The sequence below is a fragment of the Thiothrix caldifontis genome (genome assembly GCF_900107695.1).
Lineage (GTDB): Bacteria > Pseudomonadota > Gammaproteobacteria > Thiotrichales > Thiotrichaceae > Thiothrix > Thiothrix caldifontis.
Window position 1 is genome coordinate 156,542 of the sequence record NZ_FNQP01000006.1, and the last position, 24,293, is coordinate 180,834.

The 24,293-nt window shown below is 51.2% G+C and carries 20 protein-coding genes and 1 pseudogene; 3 read left to right on the forward strand and 18 right to left on the reverse strand.

Translation table 11 applies throughout. The features are described from left to right. Nucleotides 1-40: 40 nt before the first annotated feature. From BLV87_RS06810 to BLV87_RS19780, 14 genes and pseudogenes are all read right to left on the reverse strand, one after another. Complete coding sequence (locus BLV87_RS06810) at nucleotides 41-721, reverse strand: cytochrome b/b6 domain-containing protein (RefSeq protein ID WP_093066732.1); 681 nt, start codon at nucleotides 719-721, stop codon at nucleotides 41-43. Next, on the reverse strand, nucleotides 721-1,524 hold the full coding sequence (gene dapB / locus BLV87_RS06815) for a 4-hydroxy-tetrahydrodipicolinate reductase (protein WP_093066734.1): 804 nt from the start codon (nucleotides 1,522-1,524) through the stop codon (nucleotides 721-723). The genes BLV87_RS06810 and dapB overlap by 1 nt, the downstream gene beginning before the upstream one ends. Next, nucleotides 1,524-2,684: a molecular chaperone DnaJ gene (gene dnaJ / locus BLV87_RS06820; protein ID WP_093066736.1), complete on the reverse strand. Its 1,161-nt coding sequence runs from the start codon at nucleotides 2,682-2,684 to the stop codon at nucleotides 1,524-1,526. The genes dapB and dnaJ overlap by 1 nt, the downstream gene beginning before the upstream one ends. A gap of 78 nt (nucleotides 2,685-2,762) precedes the next feature. Next, nucleotides 2,763-4,679: a molecular chaperone DnaK gene (dnaK, locus tag BLV87_RS06825; RefSeq protein WP_093066738.1), complete on the reverse strand. Its 1,917-nt coding sequence runs from the start codon at nucleotides 4,677-4,679 to the stop codon at nucleotides 2,763-2,765. Nucleotides 4,680-4,786: 107 nt separating this feature from the next. Then, the gene (gene grpE, locus BLV87_RS06830; protein WP_093066740.1) at nucleotides 4,787-5,335 is read right to left on the reverse strand and encodes a nucleotide exchange factor GrpE; all 549 of its coding nucleotides are present in this window, start codon (nucleotides 5,333-5,335) and stop codon (nucleotides 4,787-4,789) included. A 116-nt stretch (nucleotides 5,336-5,451) separates the two neighbouring features. Next, nucleotides 5,452-6,327 (reverse strand): thioredoxin, encoded by an 876-nt coding sequence (gene trxA / locus BLV87_RS06835; protein WP_093066742.1) that lies wholly within the window; start codon nucleotides 6,325-6,327, stop codon nucleotides 5,452-5,454. A gap of 6 nt (nucleotides 6,328-6,333) precedes the next feature. Next, the gene (locus BLV87_RS06840) at nucleotides 6,334-7,980 is read right to left on the reverse strand and encodes a DUF945 family protein (protein WP_093066744.1); all 1,647 of its coding nucleotides are present in this window, start codon (nucleotides 7,978-7,980) and stop codon (nucleotides 6,334-6,336) included. A gap of 58 nt (nucleotides 7,981-8,038) precedes the next feature. Continuing rightward, nucleotides 8,039-9,595 carry a murein biosynthesis integral membrane protein MurJ gene (gene murJ, locus BLV87_RS06845; RefSeq protein WP_093066746.1) on the reverse strand — a complete coding sequence of 519 codons (1,557 nt, stop codon included), beginning with the start codon at nucleotides 9,593-9,595 and terminating at the stop codon, nucleotides 8,039-8,041. Nucleotides 9,596-9,678: 83 nt separating this feature from the next. Continuing rightward, nucleotides 9,679-10,512, reverse strand: a complete 834-nt coding sequence (locus BLV87_RS06850) for an SGNH hydrolase domain-containing protein (protein ID WP_093066748.1) — start codon at nucleotides 10,510-10,512, stop codon at nucleotides 9,679-9,681. Between the two features lie 102 nt (nucleotides 10,513-10,614). Beyond that, nucleotides 10,615-11,832 (reverse strand): ABC transporter permease, encoded by a 1,218-nt coding sequence (locus BLV87_RS06855; protein ID WP_093066750.1) that lies wholly within the window; start codon nucleotides 11,830-11,832, stop codon nucleotides 10,615-10,617. Further along, nucleotides 11,832-12,530: an ABC transporter ATP-binding protein gene (locus BLV87_RS06860; RefSeq protein WP_093066752.1), complete on the reverse strand. Its 699-nt coding sequence runs from the start codon at nucleotides 12,528-12,530 to the stop codon at nucleotides 11,832-11,834. Before BLV87_RS06860 ends, BLV87_RS06855 begins: the two co-directional genes overlap by 1 nt. Beyond that, a complete protein-coding gene (locus tag BLV87_RS06865) occupies nucleotides 12,527-13,864 on the reverse strand; it encodes an efflux RND transporter periplasmic adaptor subunit (protein WP_093066754.1) in 1,338 nt (445 codons plus the stop codon). The genes BLV87_RS06860 and BLV87_RS06865 overlap by 4 nt, the downstream gene beginning before the upstream one ends. Nucleotides 13,865-13,873: 9 nt before the next feature. After that, a pseudogene (locus BLV87_RS19775) lies at nucleotides 13,874-14,701 on the reverse strand (efflux transporter outer membrane subunit); the annotation flags it as partial. A 15-nt stretch (nucleotides 14,702-14,716) separates the two neighbouring features. Next, nucleotides 14,717-15,238 carry a TolC family protein gene (locus BLV87_RS19780; RefSeq protein WP_245706938.1) on the reverse strand — a complete coding sequence of 174 codons (522 nt, stop codon included), beginning with the start codon at nucleotides 15,236-15,238 and terminating at the stop codon, nucleotides 14,717-14,719. A gap of 155 nt (nucleotides 15,239-15,393) precedes the next feature. Here BLV87_RS19780 and BLV87_RS06875 point away from each other — a divergent pair, with 155 nt between their 5' ends. Beyond that, a complete protein-coding gene (locus BLV87_RS06875) occupies nucleotides 15,394-16,080 on the forward strand; it encodes a response regulator transcription factor (RefSeq protein WP_093066756.1) in 687 nt (228 codons plus the stop codon). A gap of 2 nt (nucleotides 16,081-16,082) precedes the next feature. Next, on the forward strand, nucleotides 16,083-17,456 hold the full coding sequence (locus BLV87_RS06880; RefSeq protein ID WP_093066758.1) for an ATP-binding protein: 1,374 nt from the start codon (nucleotides 16,083-16,085) through the stop codon (nucleotides 17,454-17,456). A gap of 2 nt (nucleotides 17,457-17,458) precedes the next feature. Here the strand turns inward: BLV87_RS06880 and BLV87_RS06885 are convergent, their stop codons facing one another. The 4 genes from BLV87_RS06885 to BLV87_RS06900 form a co-directional block, all read right to left on the reverse strand. Then, nucleotides 17,459-18,250 carry an MBL fold metallo-hydrolase gene (locus tag BLV87_RS06885; RefSeq protein ID WP_093066760.1) on the reverse strand — a complete coding sequence of 264 codons (792 nt, stop codon included), beginning with the start codon at nucleotides 18,248-18,250 and terminating at the stop codon, nucleotides 17,459-17,461. A 164-nt stretch (nucleotides 18,251-18,414) separates the two neighbouring features. Further along, nucleotides 18,415-20,217, reverse strand: coding sequence for a S8 family serine peptidase (locus tag BLV87_RS06890; protein ID WP_093066762.1), 1,803 nt, complete (start codon nucleotides 20,215-20,217; stop codon nucleotides 18,415-18,417). A gap of 121 nt (nucleotides 20,218-20,338) precedes the next feature. After that, nucleotides 20,339-20,836: a LabA-like NYN domain-containing protein gene (locus BLV87_RS06895; RefSeq protein ID WP_093066764.1), complete on the reverse strand. Its 498-nt coding sequence runs from the start codon at nucleotides 20,834-20,836 to the stop codon at nucleotides 20,339-20,341. Nucleotides 20,837-20,913: 77 nt separating this feature from the next. Next, nucleotides 20,914-23,091 carry a hypothetical protein gene (locus BLV87_RS06900; protein ID WP_093066766.1) on the reverse strand — a complete coding sequence of 726 codons (2,178 nt, stop codon included), beginning with the start codon at nucleotides 23,089-23,091 and terminating at the stop codon, nucleotides 20,914-20,916. 214 nt (nucleotides 23,092-23,305) lie between these two features. On the opposite strand from BLV87_RS06900, the gene BLV87_RS06905 reads away from it, so the two are divergent. Further along, a complete protein-coding gene (locus BLV87_RS06905; protein WP_093066768.1) occupies nucleotides 23,306-24,289 on the forward strand; it encodes a DUF6174 domain-containing protein in 984 nt (327 codons plus the stop codon). Nucleotides 24,290-24,293 lie beyond the last annotated feature (4 nt).

The following is a 24,293-nucleotide window of genomic DNA, read 5'->3' on the forward strand; positions in this document are numbered from 1 at the left end:
AATTGCTAATGATCTATATCAACATTGCGCATAACGCGTCTTATAATTTCGCAAGAAAGGCAATTCCACCCACAACACTTGCATAGACAATGGCAAAAACCAGGATTCCCAACCATGCAGGTTTGAATGCCAAATGCGTAGGTTGGGGCTGCTGTGCAGGCCAGTCGACTTTACCGACGACCATTGCCTTAATCAGATTAGTACGCTTATAGAAACGGTAAAATAAAACAGCCGTAACATGCACCGCTGCTAGTAACAAGATGATATTGAAAGTGAAATGATGGATAGAAGTCAGTGACTCTGCGGTTTTACCCGATACCAAGCCCATCAATGGACCTTCCGTCATAATATCATCGGTGGCAAATAAGCCAGTAGCCGCCTGCACCAACACCACTAGCAACAATACCACTACCATCCACGCACCTAACGGATTATGCCCCACATGAAATGCTGCTGCCCTACTGCGCAGTTCACGCAAATGTGCCAAAGCATTAGCAGGTGAAGTCAGGAATTGTGCGAACCGTGAGGTATGACTCCCCATAAATCCCCACAGGATGCGGAACAACACCAAGGCCAGCAGAAAAATCCCACTACGCTCATGCCATACCATCCAGTTACCACCGACTTCCGCACAAAACCATGAAAAGCTGATGCCGACCACCAATATCCAGTGGAACAAGCGTGTCGGCAAATCCCAAAGTTTTACCAGTGTCGTTTGCATCACTTCAACCCTAACACATCCTGCATATCAAACAAGCCAGATGCTTTATCGTGAAGCCAACCAGCCGCACGCACTGCACCTTTAGCAAACGTCATACGGCTGGACGCTTTATGGGTAATTTCCACCCGCTCACCCACATCGGCAAATAATACCGTGTGATCACCTACCACATCACCCGCACGTACCGTGGCAAAACCAATGGTTTGGCGCTCACGTTCACCCGTAACACCTTCGCGCCCGTAGACTGCACAGGCTTTCAAATCGCGACCTAATGCATTCGCAACCACCTCGCCCATACGCAATGCCGTACCTGAAGGTGCATCAACTTTGTGACGGTGATGGGCTTCGGTGATTTCAATATCCACCGTATCACCCAACACTCGCGCCGCCATATCCAGCAGTTTCAGGCACAAATTCACGCCGACGCTCATATTGGGAGCAAACACCACCGCAATTTGCTCAGCAGCTTTGGCGATAGCCGTTTTGCCATTGTCATCAAAGCCCGTCGTGCCAATAACAATTTTCTTGCCTTTGGCAACACACCAGTTCAGATGCAGCAAGCACGGCTCAGGGCGGGTAAAGTCGATCAATACATCGAAATCGTTCGCCGCATCGTCCAGTGTTGGTGCAATGATCACCCCGTTTTTGCCAATGCCTGCGACTTCCCCCGCATCCGCCCCAATCAGCGAGCTGGCAGGCTGTTCCGTAGCAACGGTCACTTCCACGCCGTCGGTTTGCGCACACGCTTCAAGCAACGCCTTACCCATGCGCCCGCCCGCACCTACGATGGCAATCCTAGTCATTATTTGTCACCTTCAAACAAGTCTTTGACGAAACCTTTGGCTTTATCCAGCCAGCCGTGTTCTTGCGGACTGTGTTTTTTGCCGCCATGCACAAAGGTTGCATCCAATTCTTCCAACAACTCACGCTGCCGTTTCGTCAAGTTTACTGGTGTTTCCACCACAACACGGCAAATCAAATCACCGACAGCCGCACTGCGTACCGATTTTACGCCTTTGTTGCGCAAGCGGAACTGTTTGCCGGTTTGCGTTTCCGCTGGAATCTTAAGGCTGACGCGATTGCCGTCTAACGTTGGCACTTCAAATTCACCACCGATAGCGGCCGTCGTGAAACGAATCGGCACTTCGCAATGCAAATTGTCGCCATCACGCTGGAATAACTCGTGCGGTTTGACGAATACTTGCACGTACAAATCACCGGCTGGCCCACCATTGACACCGGCTTCACCTTCGCCCGCTAAGCGCACCCGATCACCATTGTCCACCCCCGCAGGAATCCGCACTGACAGGGTTTTCTGCTTTTCTTTACGGCCTTGACCGTGACAGTCAGGGCAAGGGTCTGCAATGATTTTGCCTTTGCCGTGACAATGCGGACAAGTCTGCTGGATAGCAAAGAAACCTTGCTGAATCCGCACTTGACCACTGCCATGACACGTTGGGCAAGTTTGCGGATGCGTACCCGGTTTCGCCCCACTGCCATTACACGTTTCACAATTTTGCAAGGAAGGCACGCGAATATCAGTCGTTGTGCCGAATACGGCATCTTCCAGCGTTAATTCAAGGTTATATTGCAGGTCGCTACCACGGTAAGCACGGTTAGCACCGCCACCACCTCTACCGCCACGTCCACCACCGAAGATATCACCGAAAATATCCTCGAAGACATCACCAAAACCACCTTGCGCACCGCCGCGACCACCACCAAACCCTCCGGACTGGTCGACACCGGCATGACCAAACTGATCATAAGCAGCACGCTTTTGCGGATCGTTAAGCACTTCGTAAGCTTCTTTGGCTTCTTTGAATTTGGCTTCAGCTTCTGCATTGTCAGGGTTACGGTCAGGATGATACTTCATCGCTAAGCGCCGAAATGCCTTTTTCAGGTCATCTTCGCTGACATTTTTTTGCACACCAAGGACTTCGTAATAATCCCGCTTAGACATAAATTCGGTTCCTGCTTAGACAAAATCAGGCACAGCAGGAAAATCCCGCTGCGCCTGCCTTTTTAGAAGATAGCTAGATTACTTTTTGCCGTCGACTTCTTCAAATTCGGCATCCACAATGTCGTCATCGCTCGATTTACCGCCTGCTTGTTGTGCACCCGCACCAGCAGCCCCACTATCGGCTTGACCTGACATTGCTTGCATCAATTTGCCGGAGGCTTCCATCAGTGCTTCAGACTTGCGCTCAATCACATCTTTATTGTCACCTTTGACAGCATCACGCAATTCACTAATCAACGATTCGATGTTGGCACGGTCAGCACCAGGTACTTTATCACCGTACTCCTTCAACGACTTTTCAGTGCCATGAATCATACTATCTGCTTGGTTACGGGCATCCACCAGCTCACGTTGCTTACGGTCTTCTTCCGCATGAGCTTCCGCATCTTTAACCATTTGCTCGACTTCAGCATCCGATAACCCAGAAGAGGCTTTGATAACGATAGTTTGTTGTTTACCGGTGGCTTTATCCTTCGCACCAACATTGAGAATACCATTTGCATCAATATCGAAAGTAACCTCAATTTGTGGCATACCACGTGGTGCTGGCGGAATGTCTTGCAAATCGAAACGACCCAGTGACTTATTATCACGTGCCATTTCACGCTCACCTTGCAATACATGCACAGTAACCGCCGTTTGATTGTCATCCGCTGTTGAGAACACTTGTGATGCCTTGGTCGGAATCGTGGTGTTCTTAGTGATCAGCTTAGTCATGACACCACCAAGGGTTTCGATACCCAATGACAGTGGCGTAACATCCAACAACAGGATGTCTTTGACACCACCGCTCAAAACACCACCTTGAATCGCTGCACCCACCGCAACTGCTTCATCAGGATTCACGTCTTTACGTGGTTCTTTGCCAAAGAAGTTTTTAACAGCTTCCTGTACTTTCGGCATACGGGTTTGTCCACCAACCAGAATCACATCATTGATCTGAGAAGCCGATAAACCAGCATCTTTCAAAGCCACCTTGCACGGCTCAATGGTGCGACTGATCAAATCATCCACTAATGATTCCAACTTAGCGCGGCTAACCTTGATGTTCAAGTGCTTTGGCCCTGTGGCATCAGCGGTAATGTATGGCAGATTCACATCACTTTGCTGGCTGGTAGACAATTCGATCTTGGCTTTTTCAGCCGCATCTTTCAGACGCTGCATCGCCAGTGGATCACCTTTCAGATCAATACCACTGGTTTTGCGGAACTCATCTGCCAGATAGTCGATCAAGCGCATGTCAAAGTCTTCGCCACCAAGGAAGGTATCACCATTGGTAGACAATACTTCAAATTGCATTTCGCCATCGACATCTGCAATTTCGATTATGGATACGTCGAAGGTACCACCACCCAAATCATAAACTGCGATTTTGCTGTCGCCTTTGGATTTGTCCATACCGTAAGCCAAAGCTGCTGCCGTTGGCTCGTTGATAATACGCTTAACCTCCAGCCCAGCGATTTTGCCTGCGTCTTTAGTCGCTTGACGTTGAGAGTCATTGAAGTACGCTGGAACCGTAATAACAGCTTCAGTAACAGGTTCGCCAAGGTAGTCTTCAGCCGTCTTTTTCATCTTCATCAACACACGCGCCGAAATTTCTGGCGGAGCCATTTTCTTGCCACGTACATCTACCCATGCATCACCATTGTCCGCTTTGATGATTTTATAGGGTACGAGCTTAATGTCTTTTTGCACCGCATCCTCTTGGAAACGGCGACCGATCAAACGCTTGATGGCGTACAGGGTATTTTCCGGGTTCGTGACCGCTTGGCGCTTGGCGGTTTGACCGACCAGCACTTCGTCATCCATGAAGGCGATAATCGAAGGCGTGGTACGGTCGCCTTCTGAGTTTTCAATCACTCTCGGTTTGTCGCCATCCATGACAGCTACGCAAGAGTTGGTTGTACCCAAGTCAATGCCAATAATCTTTCCCATAATCTATCTCCAGAATTCTTTATCTTTAGAAGGTTTTCACAATTGGCTTGTTTATGTGGGGTTATCTGCCCGTTTTCAAGAGCCAAGGTGACAAAATCTTTAAATCTTTATTTTTTACAAACCATTACCATTGCCGGACGTACTACACGCCCATTCAGCAAATAACCTTTTTGCATCACCATCGATACCGTGTTGTTATCAAAGTCCGGGTGTGGCTGCATGGACATAGCTTGATGATGCTCAGGGTTGAATGCATCACCGGGTTTGCCGACAGCTTCAATATTGAATTTGCCCATGACGGCCTCGAACTGCTTAAGCGTTAGCTGCATTCCTTCACGAATTTGTTCGATGTCGCCTTGCGCTTGCATCCCCATTTCTAGGCTATCAATAACGGGAATGATGGATTCGAGAAATTTTTGTGCTGCATATTTATGAGCATCTTCGATTTGCTTTTCTGCCCGACGGCGCTGATTAGCCAGTTCAGCTTGAGAGCGCAGTAATTGTTCGTAGTTATCCGCAGCTTCGGCTTTGGCTTTATCGAGTTCAGCTTGTAGTTCTTCGGTGTTTAACGGCTCGATATCCATGACATCAGTCACGGCTGCTGCGTTATCGTTTGTCGCTGCGTCTTGCAGGTTATTGTCTTTGGGATCATTCATTGTGCTACTCCACGGCGATAAAAATCATTTCGCCGTGGAAAGTAGGGTTTAGTTTGAAGATTTCAAGGGCGAGTTGTCATATTTGCTGAAAATAGACAAAATAAATAGCAATAAGCTTAATAAAGTAGTGCAAACAACTTGTTACGATACTTTTTAACCAAAGGATTACTCGTGCCAATCAATTCAAATGTGCTGAATAAACCTTTCTTACCAGCACCGTCTTGAAAACTGCTGTCTTTCTTATGAACTGTGAAATACAGCTCCAAACCAGCGTCAATGTCACCCATAGCAATCCGAATTTTAGCCAACTCTAGCATAGTCGCCAGATCATCAGGATTTGCGGCTAATTGTTGCTCTAACGCTGAGGTATCTACCCCAACTACTTGAGCCTGCAATTTGGCACGTTTCACTTCAGCCAATAGCTGACTAATCACTTGATTATCAACAGCTTCGGGAGGAATCGCTTGGAGTAAGGCTTCCGCTTCATCCGCACGTTCTTGCTGAATCAACATACCAGCTAATTCAATAGCCGCTTCGTGAAAATCCGGCTCATGCTGAAGCACCTGTTCCATCAGTTGGATTGCTCCCATCAAGTCACCATTGTTGTACATCTCTAGGGCTTGCTGACGGTAAGGCTCAGTCTTGCGTACCCGATGGCGATCAATGAGTTTACGAATTTCAGCTTCCGGCTGTACCCCCATGAACTCATCCACAATCCTGCCATCTTTAATGATTTTGACGGTAGGTAAATTACGCACACCAAACTGCGCTGCAAGTTGCTGTTGTTGGTCGCTGTTGACCTTGACTAACAGAAAACCACCTTGGTACTCATTCACCAATTTAGTCAAAATCGGCAGCAACATCTTGCACGGCTGGCACCAATCAGCCCAAAAATCTACCAAGATTGGTACTTGGTAGGAACTTTCCATAATCTGCTGAAAGTTATGCGGGGTTGCTTCAAAAATATAGGGGGAGGTTGCATTTTCCGCCATTATCCGTTACTCCTTTTTATCGTCTGCCTTAGGCGCTGGTTCCGTTTCGGGTAAACCCTCAACGCCTAGTTGCTGTTGCATTTGTTGCAATTGCTTCATGATTTCAATGGTTTCTTTAGGTACATCATCGCTTTCTTCCAGTAATTGCATGATTTCTGGCGTGAGACCCTCTGCCTCAATCTTTTGCATCAAGTCATCCGGGATACCCATATTAGGATCACCGCCCTCTTCCGGCATACCTGACTCCATGCCTGCTGGCGCGAGTTTATTGATGAAATCAGCAAAAGGCATTTGTTGACCATTGAGGGTAACGTTTTCACCGGCAAGTTCGACCGCACTCATGATTTTCTCACCTTCCAGCTTGAGCAGACCTTGCTCACTCAGCGGGGTCAACAACATTTCAGTACCGGGGGGCAGCATAGCTTTATCCGCATCCAGGGTCATTTTACCCTTCAGCATCTTCGCCCATTCATTCGGACCATAACCAGCAAGCGCCATCAGATCGGGAATCTCTTTACCGGTGTAAGTAAGATCAATATCGGCATTCAACTTACCTTTAGCACTTTCTGCCAAGAGGGTACTGTGCACTCGGCTTTTATCCGTTTTCAGCACTTTACCGAACAATGTTTCAACGATTTTACCCGTAGTATCGGTCAGTTGAGTCATTAACGCCTGCTGCTTTTGCTGACCTTCCGGGGTTTCCATCGATTCGGCACTCCAGAGCATTTGGTTCTGGACACTTTGCAACTCAGCTTGCAACTTGCCAAGCTCTTGCACACCAGCCACATCCAAACCACTGACATCCGTCATGAAATCGAGCTTGCTAAGTGCGTCGTCTGCACCCTGAATATTCGTCGCTTGCAGCGCAACTTTACCTGACAACGCATTATCAGCCACCCCGCTGTCAGACTGTACCGCCAGATCAAAACTCACTGGCACGGTTGTATCTTCCGCTAAAATAGAAATTCCCGGCATGTTGAGATCAAATGTTCCTAACGCTTGCCCACCAATCATGCCGGTAACGTCACCATCCATTTGCAAGGAAGGCAGGGTAAATTGAGCAGTCGCATCTTTAATTTCAATTTTGCCTGCTTGCAACTTGATATTACCGGTCATATCCGCTGCCGAAGTACCGGATAGGGTCATGCTTTCCAGCAACACAGTTGTGCCATCTTGGTCGACCTTGAGTGGATTGATAAGGAAGTCGTAATCGGTACTGCCACCAAAACCAATGACGGTATTGCCTTCCAGCGGTGGCTTGCCATCAAACGCGGTGGTCAGCCATTGGCGCTGCTCAGCCTCCAACGATTCCATATCCAATTGGGTATGAACACGTGCCGTGCCAAATTGAACCGGGCTAGTACCGCCCATAAACACGGGGCCATTAGTAATATCGTTGATAAATTGAATTTCACCCAAACCACTCAATGGCGGCACATCAATAATCAACTTAGTGATAGCTTTAGCACCAAACGCACTTTTTTCGTAACTGACTAATTCTTGTTTGATGCCACTTTGTGCAGATGCCTGATTTTGCTGTTCGATGAAGTGTTTCAACGACGTTTCAGTCTGCTGCCCCATATACCAATTAGTGCCGCCCCATGCCACCAGCAAAACCACTGGCACAGACAGTAATGTGACTAATTTTTTCATTATAAATTCCTGTAGTTAAAATGCTCTCACGCCCAAAAGTGTAACAGAGAAAAAAGTTTCAGCGCCCCAACATTTGCCTAAACGGCATTCCTAATAAACGCAGTGCGATAAAGTAACTGGTTAATGCCAGTGCAATCAATCCGGTCAACCAGCCCACTTTTAGCCAAACACTCGCCGTTTGCCACCAAGTATCCGCTGGGGAAACCCACCAAACCACCGCAGTCATGAGTACACAAGCTCCACCTACTTTGGCGAAAAAAATAGGCCATCCCTGCTCTGGTTTAAAAATTTGCTGCTTACGTAAATAATAAAACAACAATCCGGCATTCACATAACCTGCTAAAGCGGTCGCCAGTGCTAAACCCGCGTGCGCTCCCGCTATACCCGAAAAGTACCAAGGCAACACAATCAGCACATTTAAAGCCATATTCGCCCCGATCGCGATCATGCCGATTTTAACAGGGGTTTTAGTATCCTGACGCGAATAAAAACCGGGGGCTAACACCTTAACCAAAATAAAGCCACTCAAGCCCACCGCATACGTCATTAAACTCAAGGATGACATTTGCACATCTTGCCAAGCAAATTCACCATGCATCATCACGGTTGCCAGAATTGGTTTTGCCAGCAATACCAACCCTAAGGTTGCAGGCAAGGAAATCAACAACCCCAAGCGCAACGCCCAATCCATTGTCTGTCGAAATTGTGTTGCATCTGCTTTCGCATGATCACTTGACAGCTTAGGCAGAATGACCGTACCTAAAGCCACCCCCACAATAGCCAACGGCAATTCCACAAAACGGTCGGAATAATACAGCCACGAAATGCTGCCCACCGCCAAAAATGATGCCAGCAAAGTATTAATCAATAAATTTAATTGCGCCACCGACGAGCCAAACAAGGTAGGAACCATCAGCTTCATGATCCGGCTAACCCCCTCATGGGCTTTTCGCAAACGCAAACGCGGTAACAAACCCAGCCGGGCCAAGGTCGGCAACTGAAACACCAATTGTGCCAACCCCGCGAAAAACACCCCCCATGCTAACGCCAATACCGGCTCAGCAAAATAGGATGAACCCCAGACCGCCGCCGCAATCATCACCACATTGAGCAAAGCAGGCGTTAATGCAGGTATCGCAAACTTATGAAAAGTATTCAAAATGCCACTGACAAACGCTGTCAGCGAAATGAACAAAATATAGGGAAACGTAATCCGCAGCATCTCTACGGCTAAATCAGGGCGGGCACTCGGCTTGCTCTCAAACCCCGGCGCAAACACCCACATCACCACAGGCGCTGCAACCACACCGATTACCGTAATCACCAGTAGAATCAGCGCCAAATACCCCGCCACATGATCAATCAAATCCTTAAGCGCGGCACGATCCCGTTTCTCTTTGTACTCCGACAGCACCGGCACGAAAGCCAATGAAAAAGCCCCTTCAGCAAACAAACGGCGCAACAGATTAGGAATCCTGAACGCCACATAAAACGCATCCGTTGCCCCATCTACCGGAAAATAGCGGGCAACAATCATATCGCGTAACAAGCCCAACACACGGGAAATCATAGTCATGGCACTGATCACAGCACCGGAACGCAACAAACGGCTCATAGTTCAGGTTGGTATCCACAAATCGAAGCCGCGATTCTGCCCGAATCACGTGCAAAGGTCATGCAGGAAATGTGGATTTGTCCTCACATTTGCCTAAGCACCGAATGTTGGAACAATACCTTACCGACATAACGCGCCCCTGCTTTCGTCAAATGCCTGCCATCATACGAAATCAGATTCAGGTCATCGGTAAACAACGGGCAACTGGTGTCATCACCGCACAGCAAGGCATGAGGGTCAATAAAAGCGACGTCCTTATCCAATTGCTTTGCCAATACCGCATTAATTGCTTTTGCCTCTTCAGCATCCACTTCATTTTGCAATGTTTTTAATTCATTGGCAGGCATTCGCAGGTATTGCCTCACCGAGATTTTGCCGAAAAACTTACTCCCGACCACCACCACTTTCTGCTGTGGCGTCAAACCCAATTGGTGCAGCGTTTGTGGTAATGCAGCAGCTATCGCTGGCTTCCAACGTGATGCAAAAATCACTAAATCGGCTTCCTGTATCTGGGCTTTAGCACGTTCCAAGCTATCAGCACGCTCTGGTTTAGCACAAAAGGCACGGTCTTTAGCTTCAATAAACTTAGCAGCATCCTCACCTGCAACCGTTTGGCAGTTATACGGAATAAAACGCAGACGAATTTGGTAATCTTTCAAATAACCATTTTCTTGCACACTGTTGATGAAATCACAAGCATAGCTATCGCCCACAATCACCGCTTTTTTCTGGTTGCTCCGTGCATCAAAAGGCTCGCCCTGTAACTGGCGACATTGAGAAAAAGCATATTCACCGCTGGCTTTGGTATCAGCCGCTTCCAGCAAATTGCCCTGAACCGCTGAATCAGCCGCCATCGCGACCGATACCCACCCTATCGTAACCATGCTGGCAAGCAACAGCGCTGCTTTGCGTAACATGTGAACCTCCTTTATAGCACTTAGCGCCTAACCACAATCATCATGAGCACATACTATAGAATGAATTTCACGCTTCAACCCATCAAACTTTACGCTATTCGCTCACTCGTGGCGCAATGCATCAATCGGGTCTAGCCGCGCCGCCCGTTTCGCAGGCATATACCCAAACAACACACCAATACCTGCCGAAAACACAAACGACAACAAATTAATGCCCACGTTGAAGGTATACGGCACATTCATCACCTGCGACAAGCCGATGGATGCTAACGTTGCCAACCCAATTCCGACCAAGCCGCCAAGGGAAGCCAGCACCACCGCTTCGATCAAAAATTGCAGCAACACTTCACGTTCCAACGCCCCAATCGCCAGCCGGATACCAATTTCGCGGGTACGTTCGGTCACGGACACCAGCATAATATTCATAATGCCGATCCCGCCCACTAACAAGCTGACCGAAGCGACTGCTGCCAGCAAAGTCGTCATCACTTGTGTCGTGCCGGACAAGGCTTCCGCAATCTGGCGAGTATCCTGCACGTTGAAATTGTCGTCCTTGTCATCCCCCAATCTGCGGCGTTCGCGCATCAAGTTGGTCAATTGCTCTTTGACGCTGGTAATGTCGTTTTCGTCCGCGACCGACACCTGAATGCTGGACACGTTCTGATTGCCGGTCAAACGCCGTTGCACCGCTTTGATCGGCATAATCACCGTATCATCCTGATCACGCCCCATCGACGCTTGCCCTTTGGATACCAAAATGCCGATGATTTCGCAGGAAAAGTTATTCACCCGCAAGCTCTCACCCACGGGCTGTTGCGTGCCAAACAATTCGCGGCGAATGGTTTCCCCGATCAAACACACCGTTTGCCCTGCTTTTTCTTCTGCCTCGCTGAAAGTGCGCCCGGATGCCAGCTTCCAACTTCCGGCAATGAAGAAATCGTTGGTCGAACCTGTGACACTGGTTGACCAGTTGTTTGACATGGAAACCACCGTAGCACTCTTGCTCACCTCCGGCGCAACCGCTGCCAGCCCGATAATTTGATTGCGAATAGCTTCGACATCTTCCAAGGAAAACGGTGGTGAACCGCCCGCGCCGCCGCCACCCGGCGGCCCCATCATGCGTTGCCCGTTACGGATTTGCAGCAAGTTGCTGCCAAGGCTGGATACCTGATTTTTCACTGCTTGGGTTGCGCCATTGCCCAACGTCACCATTGTAATCACGGCGGATACGCCAATCACAATCCCCAAAATCGTCAGGAAGGAACGCAATAAATTGCGGCGGATTTCGCGCAGGGCGAGTAAAAAGCTGCTCCATAACATCAGGTGATCTCCCGTTTGCGCACGTCGCTGTCGATATTGCCGTCAACGAAGTGGATGATGCGTTTGGCGTATTCCGCCATATCCGGTTCGTGCGTCACCATCAGCACGGTAATGCCTTTGTTGCCGTTCAGGTCAGTGAGCAAGGCCATGATTTCATTGCTGGTTTTGGTGTCGAGGTTGCCGGTCGGCTCATCCGCCAGCAAGATGGTTGGGTTGGTGACGATCGCCCGCGCAATGGCTACCCGTTGCTGTTGCCCACCGGACAGTTCTGCGGGGGTATGATGCCCCCAACCTTCCAACCCCACTTGTTTCAGCGCGGCTTGGGCAGCACTATGACGCGCTGCGGTGGATTCGCCTCGATACAACAGCGGCAATTCCACATTTTCCTGTGCGGAAGTCCGCGCCAATAGGTTGAAGCCTTGGAACACAAAGCCCAGATAATGCCGCCGCAACAAAGCGCGTTCGTTGCGTGACAACTGTTCCACATGCACATCGCGGAACAGGTATTCGCCGTCGCTGGGCACATCCAAACACCCCAGAATATTCATGGCGGTGGATTTACCCGAACCACTCGGCCCCATGATGGCGACAAAATCGCCTTGTTCAATGGTCATATTGACACCATCCAACGCTTTGAAGCTCGCCTGCCCTTGCCCGTAGATTTTGGTGATACCGCGTAATTCGATTAACGCACTCATTGCTTGCCACCTGTTGTGCCGCCGGTGCTTTCGGTGATCACCGCCATTCCTTCTTTCAAGTCGCCGCTGACGATTTCGGTTTGCTTGCCATCGCTAATGCCGGTTTTGACTTCCACCGCCACAGGCGTGTTGTTGTCCAGTACCCAGATTTTTTGCATTCCATCGGGGCTAGGTGTAGGTGATGTACCATTGGTGCGTTTCCGTTGCCCACCCATACCCGGCGGACGCGGCATCAGCTTAGACAAGAAACTGCTATTGGCATTAGCGGCAGCGGGCACGGTAGCGACTGGTGGGCTAAAACGCAAAGCCGTATTGGGAATGAGCAATACATTTTCCCGCGATTCGGTCTTGATGGTGGCGGTGGCGGTCATGCCGGGGCGCAAGGTCAGATCGGTATTTTGCACCGCCAGCACCGTGAGGTAAGACACCACGTTTTCGGAAGTATCCGCCCCCAAACTGACGCGGGTAATTTCAGCGGGGTATTTACGCCCCGGCCATGCATCCACGCTGAATTCGGCTTTTTGCCCGGCTTTGACTTGCCCGACATCGGCTTCATCCACGCCGACTTCGACTTCCATTTGTGCCAAATCTTCTGCCAGTGTGAACAAAGTTGGCGCGGACAAGGACGAAGCGACGGTTTGCCCCGGTTCGACGGTGCGGGTCAATACTACGCCGTTAATCGGTGAAGTGATAATGGCTTTGCCCAGATTGGTTTCGGAGGAACGTAATTCGGCAGTGGCAGAAGTCACGGTGGTTTTGGCGACTTCAGCATCGGCTTGAGCACGTTCAAGTGTCGCTTCAGCAGCATCTATCTCGGATTTGGCGGGCAATTTGCCGCCCGATGCTTTGTATAACTCACGCAAACGGTTGAGTTTAGTCCGAGCTTCTTTGACGCTGGCTGCGGTTTGTTTGACTTTGGCTTGGGCGGAAGCCAGCGAGGCTTTGCCTTTGGTAATGGTGTCTTGCAACTGGGCGGTGTTGAGGCTTGCCAACTTCTGCCCTTTTTTCACTACTTCGTTGGCATCCACCAGCACGTCATCGACTGTGCCGGAGAGTTCTGTGCCAATATCGACCTGATTTTTGGGTTGCAAGTTGCCGGTTGCCGTCACCGTAACACTGAGATTACCGGTTTTGGCGGGGGTGGTTTTGTAGCTGGCTTGGCTCTTGGTTTGCGATTGCCCCATGAAGTAATAGCCTGTGCCACCTGCGACTATCCCCGCGACCAGCAGTGCCAGCAGCCACTTGCCCTTGCTGCCTTGGGATTTCTTTTTGCCACCTGCTGCTAATACCGCTTTGACGGAATCGGTGGTGGTTGAATTGATTGGGTTGCTCATAAGGTTCTCCTACCACGCGCCGCCGATGGCTTTGTAAAGGCTGATCATTGCCTGAGTGTGTTCTGCTTGTGCGGACAACTGGCTTTCTTGTGCGCTCAAGACGCTGCGTTGCGCGTCCAGCACATTTTGGAAATCGGCAGTGCCTGCGTCATAGCTAAGCTGCGCCAGATGTTCGGCGCTGCGTGCCAATGCGACGTTTTGCGCCAGTAACGGTTGGCGTTCGCTCAGCGATTGCAGGGTGGAAAAGCTGTTTGCAACATCCTGCAATGCGCCCAGCACAGCTTTTTGGTAACTGGCAACGGCTTGTTCGCGGGCGGCATCTTTGGCTTCGACTTGCTGTTTGAGCCTACCACCGTCAAACAAGGGTGCGCTGATGGAAGCAGCGAGGGAACGGGCGATGCTGCCAGTATCCAGCAAATCCGTCAGACTTAGGCTGCTGAGGCTGAGTGATCCGCCGAGGTTGAAGCTGGGGTAGAGGTTGGCTTTGGCTTCGCCGACCCGCAATCCGGCTGCGGTGACTTTGTATTCAGCAGCACGAATATCAGGGCGTTGGCGGAGGGCATTGGCGGGAATGTTATTCAGCAATTGCCCGCCAGTCGTGGGAATCGGTTTGGCGGCGGCGAGGCGGGTATTGAGTGCGCCCGGTTCTTTGCCGGTGAGGATGGCGAGGGCGTGTTGCGATTGAGTAACGCTGTTTACCAGTGCGGGGATTTGGGCTTGGGTTTGCCCCAAACTCAGCTTGGCTTGATCGGCTTCTAAGCCGCTGGCAAGCCCTGCTTGTTGTTTCAGACCGATCAGGCGCACGGTTTCGTCACGCGAGGAGAGGCTTTGGCGCGAAACGGCGAGGCGGGCTTATGCCAGCCGTAGGTTAACGTAGCTGCTGGCAACTTCGGCGGCGAGGGAGGCTTTTACGTCTTCCAAACTGGCTTGGGTGGCTTGCAAGTCGGCGGCAGAGGCTTTATCGGCTAAACGATTGCCGCCGAAGATGTCAGCTTCCCAACTGGCGTCGAGGTTTGCGCCGTAGCTGTCATTGCCACCGCTGCGGCGGGCGGATGCGCCGCTGGAGAGGCTGGGTAACAGGCTCGCTCCGGCAATCGCACGTTGGGCGCGGGCAGCTCGCAGGCTGGCTTGTGCAGTTTTGATGTCGGGGCTGGCTTGCAGGGCTTCCTGAATCAGCGCGGTCATGAGCGGGTCGTTGAACGTTTGCCACCATGCGGCTTGGATAGGTTTGCGGGGGTTGCTGGCTGCTGACTGGTGTGCAGCGGTTGTACTTGCTGCTGCAACATCACGCACGTTGCTGGCGGGTGTGCAGGCAAACAGCGACAGGCTGACTGCCACACTGGCGAACACGGTAAATGGTTTATAAACGATCATGCCGAATTTTGTCCTTAGCGTTTTTGCATAGTACAAGTGTGGACTAACGGCGGGTAAAGGTGGGTAAACGCCGTGTAAAGATATGTAAAACACCCTACTCTCGCGGTTTAATAACCGTATGATTCCAGCCATATCATCACACTGAAACCAACACCATGAGCAAGCTATTACTGGTCGACGACGACATCGAACTCACCAACATGCTGACCGAATACTTGGAACGCGAAGGTTTCCACGTCACCGCCGTGCATAACGGTGATGCAGCGGTGCGCGAAGCCCTCAACGGCGATTACGCGCTGGTGGTGTTGGATGTGATGATGCCCGGCATGAGCGGTATCGAAGCCCTCAGCCGCATCCGCACCCACAGCAAACTGCCCGTACTCATGCTCACCGCCCGTGGCGACGACATCGACCGCATTATCGGCTTGGAACTCGGCGCAGATGATTACGTGCCAAAACCGTGTATGCCGCGTGAATTGGTGGCTCGCATCCGCGCCATCCTACGCCGCACCAGCAACGACACCACCACCACGAATCACGAACCGCTGCAAACCGGTGCACTCACCCTTTACCCCGAAAAACGCCAAACCCTCTGGCACGGGCAACCGTTAGAACTCACCAGCACCGAATTCAACCTGCTTGAAGTTCTCGCTCGCCAAGCCGGTCAACCCGTCAGCAAAGCCGATCTTTCCACCCACGGTTTAGGACGACCATTGACCCGTTACGACCGCAGCATCGACGTACACATGAGCAGTATCCGTCACAAACTTGGCAATCTTACGGATGGGCGTTCCTGCATCCAAACCGTGCGCGGCATTGGCTACCAATTGATCGGGGAATAAACATGGGCAGACTGTTTTGGAAAATCCTCCTCACGTTTTGGCTGACGCTGCTGGTGGCGGGCGGTGTTACGGGCATTGCTGTTTGGTTGCACCACAGTGCATTGCAGGACATAGAAAAAGATGTGGTGATACGCCCCAGCTCCGTCCTCGCGGTCAAAGCTGCCGCCAACACCTTCCTTTATGGCGGGACAGCCGCGATGCGCAATATGTTGCAGGAACAACGCGATGAAGCCCCCCAAGGCTTGCAAATTTACGCCGTAGATCCCAACGGCAAGGAGTTGCTAGAGCGCACCGTATCGGATGACACCCTCCAACGGGTTCGCGCCAGCCTTGGGAAAAACCTCAAATTGCCCATCGTCCGCCAAGTCCAAACCGGCGCAGAAAGTTACCTGCTGTTCGCGCCACTGGCAGGCCAATACCCGCAATTTCAGCAAGAACGACGACTGCCACCACCGCACCGTATATCTACCCCAACCCTAATTATCTCCGGCATTACCGCCAGCTTTTTATCCAGTTTCCTGCTGGCATGGTATTTTTCACAACCCATCGGCATCTTGCGCAAAGCCTTTCATGCCGCCGCCAAAGGCGATTTGAGCCAGCGCGTCACCTCAACGATGGGTTCGCGGCGTGATGAAATTGCTGATTTAGGGCGTGATTTCGACGACATGGCAACCAAACTGCAAACCCTAATGGAATCGCAACGCCGCTTGCTGCATGACGTTTCGCACGAATTGCGCTCCCCTCTGGCACGCTTGCAAGCCAGCATCGGTTTGGCGCATCAACAGCCGGAAAAAGTTGCAAGCAGCCTTGCCCGTATTGAACACGAAGCCGGACGCTTGGATACCTTGGTGGGCGAAGTGCTGACGCTTTCGCGCCTCGAATCCGGCACGCCGCAGCCGTTGGATGAATACATCGACATTCTGGAACTCGCGGATGCGGTGATTGATGATGCGCGGTTTGAGGCGAATGCACTGTCGCGCCATATGGTGTTCCAGTGCGATGTGGAGGACAGCCCGATCATCCAAGGGCACGGTGAATTGCTGTATCGCGCCTTGGAAAACGTAGTGCGCAACGCCATCCACCATACGCCCGAAAACACGGCGGTAACGTTGGCGATTCACCAAAATACTGCCGCGTCACGCCTGTATCTGACGGTGGATGATCAAGGGTCGGGTGTGCCGGAAGCCGAGTTGGGCAGTATTTTCGAGCCATTCCAGCGTAGTAGTAACGCCAGCACCAGCCGTAACGGTTACGGGCTGGGCTTGGCGATTGCGCGGCGGGCGATTGAAAGCCACGGCGGGACGATTCGCGCCAAAAATCTCAGCAGCGGCGGTTTGCGGGTGGAAATCAGCTTGCCGTTGTCAGGTAATGTATAGCGTCAGCCCTGATCACCCGCTTTCACCGACCGACTCAATTCCGGCGGCAACTGCACAATCTCACAAGCACCACGATACTGCTCCGGCACATTGTCGGGGCATTCCCCACACAACTCATTGCCCGGCACAGCGAAATCAATCTTGCGTGGGTAGGGCAAGTTCAACCCATTCATGATAGCGACAAACGCTTCCTGCGAGGTGTTGTTACCCACACGCGGGTTACGATTTTTTTCCTGTCCGATGGTGGTAAGCTGCCTGCCTTCATAATCATGCGCCGGGTAGACCAAGGTTTCATCGGGCAGGGTAAAGAATTTCTCGGTAATGCTTTGATACAATTTGACCGGATCGCCCGATTGGAAATCCGTGCGTCCGCAGGCTTCAATCAACAGCGCATCGCCTGAAAACAGGACTTTTTGCATCCCGTTATCCAACAGGTAAGCGTGGTGATGCCCCGTATGCCCCGGTGTAAATAACGGGTGCAATTCAATTTGCCCCACCCGGAACACCTGATTTTCCTCAACCCCCAAATCAGCGCAAGCCAATTTATCCATCGCTGGAACCACGATTTTGCTGCCGGTGTAAGCCCGCAATTTACGCGCCCCGGTCAGGTGGTCGGCGTGCATATGGGTTTCCAGCGTGTAGGTCAGCGTCAAGCCCAATGCCTGCAATACCGCCAAATCACGCTCAACCATGTCGATCACCGGGTCAATCAGCACGCACTCGCCCGACTGTTCACAAGCCAGTAGGTAGGTGTAAGTGCTGGAGTCTTGCTCAAAAAGCTGTCTGAAAATCATCTTGCTTCTCCTCGCGATGTTGAAACATACCGCTAGCAGTATAGACGACACCGCGTCATGCACAAAATCGCCCCACCTACCAAGCAATATCTTCGCGTAACACCGAAGACGCCGCCGCTGGCAAACGCGGCGGAAACCTTGTGCTTCACACGCTCAGTGGTGGCTTATAGCTTGGTGAGACTGGAGGCTTTCAAACTCACATTATCACTGGTGATGCTGGTGCTTTTATCCAAGAAACTATCCAGCGGGTAGCCCAGTGTAGTGTCATACGCCGTTTTGACGATGGCGTACTTGCTGTTGATGGCGGTTTCGATTTGCGTGAACAACTGTTCAATAGTTTTGCCTTTGGCTTTCAAATCACGTGCAGACAACTTTTTATTGGTTGCCAGATTCACGCCTTCGGTCAAGACACCTGCTTTCACCGTCAGTTTTAAACGCAATGCCGAACTCGTGCCGGTTTTCTGCTCCAATACATAAGTGTAATTCAATAAATTTTGCGTACGCCACAGGTCACGGTTTTTCTTCAAATCACTCAGCAAGACGGCGTAAGGGTCAACAGGTGCGGTGAAATTGGTAGCTGCTTGCACAGCGGCGGTGGCATCCAACAAACCTGTCCCGCAACTCGCGCAAGGTTGCGGGAAAGCACGTGCACTTGATTTCAGCAGACTTTCGACTTGATCCGGTGTCAGGGTAGGTTTGGCAGCTAACATCAACGCCACCACGCCTGACACATGCGGCGTTGCCATGCTCGTGCCTTGGTAATATTTATAAGTATCGGCAAGCGCCGTTTGCGTCCCCGTATTCAGGGTAGACACAATACCGTCTGCTGCCCCCGTGTTCATCGAACCGCCCGGTGCGGCTAAATCGACGACATTGCCATAGTTGGAATAGTAAGCACGCCCGCCATTTCTGCCGGTTGCTGCCACGGTCACAACGCCTGCACAGTTGGCAGGTGAAAATTGGCTGGCATCGGTATTGCTATTGCCCGCTGCCACCACGACAACGGCATTTTTACCACGCGCTGTATTGATGGCATTTTGCATGGTTGAACCGCACGCGGATGCGCCGCCCAAGCTCAAGTTAATAACACGAGCGGGATTCGGATTCGCTGGCGTACCGGATACCGTGCCGCCTGCTGCCCAAATAACCCCCGCCGCAATGTCGGAGGTATAGCCGCCGCACTTGCCCAATACCCGCACGGGCAAGGCTTTGGCAGCATAAGCGACCCCAGCAATACCTTCGGCGTTATTCCCAGCGGCAGCAATCGTGCCAGCTACATGCGTACCGTGCCAACTGCTATTGATATTGGTGGTACTGCCGCATTCACCAGCTAACACGTAGTCACCCGCATCCGTCGCATCACTGTCGCGCCCGTTACCGTCATTAGCCACAGCAGCATCGGCAATCATGTCATAGCCCGCCAATAGATTCGGCAATAAATCCACATGCGGCAAGACACCCGTATCGACGACAGCCACAACGCTACGCTGACCAGCGGTGTAACCCCATGCTTGATCGGCACGAATACCACTAATGGCATCCAACAATGACCATTGATAGCTCAGGTAAGAATCGTTTGGTGTGACCGGTGCTGACACTTCCATGCGGTTCATGATGAAATCCGGTTCGACGTATTCCACTTCTGGCAATTGCTTCAACCAAACCGATAACTTACCCCAATCGGCTTTCTTTTTGCGCTTCTCGAAACGAAACACAGCGGCGTTATCGTGTGTGGTTTTGGTGTAAGCAAATTTTTCGCCTTTTTCAGTACGCAGACGTGACAGCACTTTATCAGCCGCAGTAGTACCCACATTGTCGCGGAAACGAATAATGAGTTGATCGGTATCGGGTGCAGAAGCAGCATTGGATATTTTATCAGGCGCGTTAGCGAACACGGTTGGGGAAGAGACACTGGCAGATACCGCCAATACTAGGGCGCAGACACGCAGATGTTTAGGAGTTAACATCGAAGACTCTCTCGTATTATTATGATGCCCTATTTACTTATAGTTTTTTTATATTTATGGCTGGATAATGCCAGAAAGCTGACGAAGTGTAACCCCCAACTGATAAAGGGTAGTTAGTGGCTCAGGAATGTGCGCTAGGGTTCTTGCCCAGCAGTAAGTACTCATCAATTGGCATATAGCGAGTAGCTGCATTGATGAGAGAATTCGCTGTCAAACCGGGTACGCCATACACTTCGGTTTCCACACAGTAACGCTGGCTTGCGCGTTTTAACAACATATCAAAATCACCATCCCCGGAAGCCAACACAATAATGTCAGTATGTGCGGCAGCTTCGATCACATCTAGCGTAAGACCTACATCCCAATCGCCTTTGGCAGAACCGTCGCTGCGCTGGATATAAGGTTTAAGCTTCACCTCAAATCCAATCGCCCGCAGGATATTTTGGAACTGCATCTGCTTTTCATCACCGCGCCCGATGGCGTAGGCACTCGCCTGTACAATTTCACGCCCATTGGTGACTTGCGCCCAAAAGCGGTTGTAATCGAAACTGCGCCCGTAGGCAGAGCGCGTGGTGTAGTAGATGTTTTGTACATCGACAAACAAACTGACTTTTTTCATTATTCCTTTTCTGCACTCTCTCCCCTTGAGGGACGATCCTGCAAGGGGATGAATATGGGAAGTGAGAGGAAAGCCCCTTACCAGTAAGTACCCTTACCGCCCTGACTCTGCGTTGCCGTTTGTGCCAGCGTGCTAACCACACCCGCTTTACGCATCAAATCCGCTAATTCACGTTGCTGGCTGGCATCCTGACACGCGGCAGTGGCTTTAGCGTACAAGCTCTCGGCTTTGCTGCTATTGCCCCATTTTTGCGCCAGTTCTGCCATGTACGCAAAGTGGAAATGGTTTTGAGCTTTGGCTTCGCCTTTGTCCAGAATGGTTTGAGCTTGCGCGTCGTCATCCAAATGCTCTTTCACGGCCTTGGCGAGCTTGTTGTACTCGAAAGTACTGGCGTTGCTGCTATCCAACTTTTCCAGTTGTGCGGCGTAGAATTGCTGCGTCCAGGTTTTGCCAAATTCGGTGTCGCTGAGTTGCTTGCTGACGGTTTCACCAAGGTTGCGCACTTGGGCAAAGGTATTGCTGTTGTTCGCGGCTAAGTCGAGCAAACGCGCTAACCATGCTTTGTCTTTGACCAGATTGCCGACGGAAACGATCAGTGGTTGGTAAGCGGCAAAGCTGAACGTGCCTGCTTCCTGCATCTTTTCTTCCGCCGTGGTCAGCAATTGGCTGGCGTAAGAGGTGTCTTCCAGTTCTTCGACCACCGCACCTGCGAGTGCAATGAACTGGTTGGGGCGCGTCAGGGTTTTTTCCTGATTCTGGAATTCGGTGTAACGTGCTTGGCTGGCTTCGCGTTTAGCCAATTTCGCACCGATACGGTCGTTGCGCTCGGCATCATCTGCCAGCAATTGCTTGGAGGCATTGGCGAGTTTGCGCATTTCATCGAGTGAGCTGACGTTGGCTTCGGCTTTGTCGAGCGCTTGGATGACCACAGTATTATCGCCCGGTGTCAGTTTTTGCGCCCGTTGCGCTACATCTAACACTTGCGCGTTAGTTTCAGTCAGTTCCAACGCCTTTTGCAGGGATGTGGCTGCGAGTGCCGCATCGGCTGGGTTTTTTGCCAGTGCTTCGAGGATGCTGGTTGCGTCAGTGTAAACTTTGCAAGCGTCCACCGCTTTGGCATACAGTGCGTTGGTTTTGGCAGGGTCTTGCAGGTTGGTGTTGACTTCGCCTGCGAGTGATACCAATGCGGCAGCGTTAGTGGCTTTGCTTTCGGCGGCAGCATAAATGCTGGCAACACGGTCTTTGTCACCGAGGTTATCGTTGACAGCTTTTGCCAACATTGCCAAATCAGAAGGGGTGCTGAGTTTGCTGGCGAGTTTGTCGTAAGCCTTGCCTGCGATGGTTTTATCATCCATGTTGGCGGCAACGGCACTGGCGAGTTTCAGCAAATCTTCTTTACCGCTGAATTCGTTCAGGGCAATACCGTACATATCTTTAGCGGTGGCTTGGTCGCCCAGTAAGCTGGCGTAACCGGTGGCAAGGTCGAGGTTTTCTTCACCGCTCATGGCGAAGTTTTTGCCTTGTTCCAGCAAATCTTCGGCTTTGGCTTTATCGCCGAGCAGGTTCATGAAACCGCCTGCGAGGGTGACGAATTGCGCAGGGAACATGCAGTTGCTTTCCGCATCGCCCAGTGTTGCTGCGACTTCTTTATCATCACCGAACAGGTCTTTCAAACCTTGGGCGAAGCTCACCACGTCGGCAGTTTCGCTGCTGGAAGGTGCTGCTTTTTTGAAGACCATCAGTGCGGTCGTGGGGTTGCCGCTGTTTTTAATGTCGGTAGCGAGTTTCTGGTAGTCGGCAATGCTTTTGCAGTTGGCAGTGACTTTGCTGAACAGTTTGTTGGCAAGCGCATTGTCTTGCAGCGCGTCTTGCACGTAACCGGCGTAAGACAGCAATTCAGTGGTGTTAGTGGTTTCGCTGATAGCTTCTTCCAATAACGCACGACCTTTGTCACGATCGCCGAGGAATTTGGCAATGCTGTAGCCGGTTTCGGCTTTTTCTTTGGCATCAAAGCAGGCATTGGCAGCTTCGTCGTACAGGGCAGCGGCTTTGTCCTTATCACCCACCGCGACATAGCCTTCTGCAACCGCGACGTAATGCGCGGGGAAGGAGCAGTTGGATTCGCCTTTTGCCAGCAATTCTTTGGCGTAATCCAGATCGGCGGGTTCGGCTGCGGCTTGTTTAGCAAGGGCGGCGTAGGATTCTGCATCGTTGCAGGCGGATGCTTGTGCGCTGAGTTCTTCGCGGGTTGCCATGTGTCCTCCAAAAGCGATTAAGGCGAAATTGACGAGTAGTACGAGTAAGTGGTGTTGTAAAGCATATTGGCGATGGGTTCAAGTGTAGCGCTTTCCCTTGCCGCTCATAAGGGGAAAATGTCTGCCCATCTGAAGGTAATCGGTACTAGCGTTACAAATGTGAAGAATGGGACATGCCAAATTAGGCATATACCCTAACACTGGAGGATTCACGATGACAGGGATAACACAGGGCAGTGGAAGCAAGCCAGCGCATGTCACTGATCAAAACAGCAGCAGTTCAGCCGCTACGCTGGCGGCTGCCACTAGCGTGCTTGGCGATGCAGTGAAAGCGATTCAAAGCAAGTCAGGCAACAACACGTTTGGCAAAGGCGATAATGAAGCCCTAATCAAGCTCATTATGCAGTTGATTCAAGTGATTGATGACAAATTGCCCCCCACTGAGCCATCCAAGCCGCAGCCTAAACCGCTGCAACTGACGCGGCAGCAAGATAAAGCGGTGCGCGAACGTTTCGATATTAAGGGTGCGTTGAGTTACGAAGTGCTGGATAGTAAAAAGGACGGCAAGCTCAGTGCGGGCGATACCTTGGTCATTTCCGGCGGCATTACTGGTGGTGAAATTTCACGGAAAAAACTAACACAACAGGATGTTAAAGCCATTAATGGAGGCAGTTCCACAAGCTCAGATGCACAACAACAGTTGGACGCGAACCGCAAAAAGTGGGATTCGCTGGATATTGACGATTACTCGTTTACCTTGCAGCGCAATTGCTTCTGTCGGGGCGATGCTATCCGCCCGATTAATATTGAGGTGCGTGACGGGAGCGTTAAGTCGGCTACCTATGCGGATACCGGTGAGTTGCTCCCTGATGACCGCCAAACAAATAAGCAGTCTATTTACAATTTGAATGCGGATGGTTTGTTTAATTTGGTGGAGCAGGGTATCAAGGGCGGTGCGGCTAAGGTTGATGTCAGTTACGACAAGCAATATGGCCTGCCAGCGTCGATTTATATTGATCAAAGCTTCCAGATAGCGGATGAGGAAATGGGCTACACCATTAGCAATTTCCGACCAGAGCCAAGCTTTACGACTTTGATGGTAGGTGAGGAAGACGGTGGTTTGCCGCCAGTGGATGACCCCATTGCGACCACGTTGGCAATTGGCGAAGAAGACGGCGGGCATCACGATTACAAATAAGGTG